We start from the raw sequence: 2,217 nt of genomic DNA, 5'->3' as shown, positions 1-2,217 counted from the left end.
ATAATAAAGAGAGAGCTAGATTTATAAATGGCTTAATGGAATTGAATAAAGAAAGTATAACTCTTTATAATATACCTTTTGAAGAATGTTCCAAATATGAACAGGGCAAACTATTAAACAGCCTTCAAGAAGGTGAGTCTAAGGGTATCATTTTAAAAATACGTACCAAGATATTTGGTACTACTTTTTTTAGTACGCTAAAAAGATTAACCATTGAAGGTTACTGTACTTCTGAACTGGGAGCAACGAATCATCTTGCATACAAACAAATTCCTGGAGATTTTTACGAGTTAAATATGTTATCTGAAAAACAAAAATCATGGGCAACAAAATAACGAATACACTTACTACTAAAACGAACAACTATTTTGATGCTATTGTAGTAGGATCAGGTATTAGCGGGGGGTGGGCCGCAAAAGAATTAAGTGAAAATAACCTTGAAACTTTGGTTCTCGAAAGAGGAGAAAATGTTGATCATATAAAGGATTATAGTACAGCATTGATGAATCCATGGGATTTTAAGTATAGAAATAATATGTCAAAATCAGACTTGTCAGAACAACCTATTCAGAGTAGCCATTGTAATGCTGGTAACAAACATTTTTTTGTAAACGACAAAGAGAATCCATATATACAAGAAAAAACGTTTAAATGGATAAGAGGGTATCAGGTTGGAGGTAGATCTTTAACATGGGGTAGGCAGTGCTACCGATTCTCTGACTTAGATTTTGAGGCCAATAAAAATGACGGCCATGGGGTTGATTGGCCAATTCGGTATAAGGATCTATCCCCATGGTATAACTACGTGGAATCATACATTGGAGTTAGCGGTGAGAAGGAAGGTTTATCTCAATTACCGGATGGTATTTTCTTGCCACCTATTGGGTTTAATACAATTGAGAGACATTTAAAAGATAATGCTTCATCCTATTCAAGAACTCTTAAAGTAATACAGAGCAGAGTCGCCAATTTAACCGAAAATAAAAATGGGAGGTTGAAATGTCAATATAGAAATTTATGTAGTAGAGGGTGTCCATATACAGCATATTTTAGTAGTAATGGTGTAACGCTAAAAGATGCAGAACAAACAGGGAAAATGACGCTAAGGGTTAATTCGATCGTTAAAGAAGTGATTTTTGATAGTGAAAAGAACAAGGCCATTGGTGTTCGAATTATTGATGCCAAAACAAAACAAGAAAAAGAGTACTATGCTGAAATAATATTTTTGAATGCCTCAACAATTGCAACAGCCGCGATTCTTCTGAATTCTACATCGGAAAGGTTTCCAAATGGGTTAGGTAATTCAAGTATGCAGCTAGGTCATAATCTAATGGATCATGTAGTAACGTCAGGTGTTACTGCTGATCATAATGGGTATTTAGACAAATACTATTACGGGAGATCTCCTGGTTCAATTTATATCCCTCGTTTTCAAAATTTGCAAGGCCAGAAGAAGGAAAAGAACTTTTTAAGAGGTTATGGCTTACAAGGTAAAGGAGAGCGAAAGAATTGGTCTAATAGAGAGCTTGTAGGCATTGGCTCTGATTTAAAGGACCAACTGTGTAGTCCGGGAAAGTGGGGTATTTGGTTGGGAGGTAGAGGTGAAACATTGCCATATTACTCAAATCATATGAGTTTAGATAAAAATAAGTTTGATAGCTGGGGAATGCCTTTAATAAAAGTTGATTTTGAATTTAAAGCAAATGAATTGGCAATGATAGATCATATGAATAAAAGTGCTGAGGACTTACTTGCTAAAACAGGTTTTTCAAATATTAATACATATAGATCTAATCCTATTGCTGGCTCAGCGGTTCATGAAATGGGAACGGCTAGAATGGGGAGAGATAGTAGAACATCAGTTTTAAACGAGAATAATCAGATGCACGATGTGAAGAATGTATTTATTACTGATGGAAGTTGTATGACTTCTTCTGGCTCTCAGAATCCATCGTTAACTTATATGGCACTGACTGCAAGAGCATGTAATTTTGCGGTAAAAGAATTTAAAGCAGGAAGGCTATGAAAAAGAAAATTATTTTGATTTCAGGAGTTCTTATATCTATTGCTGTAATAGTTTATTATCTAGCAATATTAAGGGATAGTTATCCGATTTCAACTACAGGTGTATTATATGTGGTTAATAAAGGAGGCAGCACGATATCTGTATTTGATTTAGCGAAAGGTAAATTGATTAAAGAGTTAATAATAGAGATT

At 34.6% G+C, this 2,217-nt stretch carries 3 protein-coding genes; all 3 read left to right on the top strand.

Features of this window, described 5'->3' with window-relative positions:
* Nucleotides 1–335 (top strand): gluconate 2-dehydrogenase subunit 3 family protein (locus tag HRT72_12740; protein NQY68573.1); only part of this gene is annotated, 335 nt, incomplete at its 5' end.
* Nucleotides 320–2,026: a GMC family oxidoreductase gene (locus tag HRT72_12735; GenBank protein NQY68572.1), complete on the top strand. Its 1,707-nt coding sequence runs from the start codon at nt 320–322 to the stop codon at nt 2,024–2,026. The genes HRT72_12740 and HRT72_12735, both read left to right, overlap by 16 nt.
* Nucleotides 2,023–2,217, top strand: a 195-nt coding sequence (locus HRT72_12730) for a hypothetical protein (GenBank protein ID NQY68571.1), incomplete at its 3' end; no start/stop codon positions are given. The genes HRT72_12735 and HRT72_12730, both read left to right, overlap by 4 nt.

This window comes from Flavobacteriales bacterium (genome assembly GCA_013214975.1).
Classification (GTDB): Bacteria; Bacteroidota; Bacteroidia; order DT-38; family DT-38; genus DT-38.
Note: the sequence above shows the minus strand (reverse complement) of the source record. Positions and strands in the feature narration are given on the sequence as shown.

Coding starts and splice junctions, on each gene's coding strand:
- HRT72_12735 (NQY68572.1), top strand. CDS start 320: ATGGGCAACAAAATAACGAATACACTTACTACTAAAACGAACAACTAT.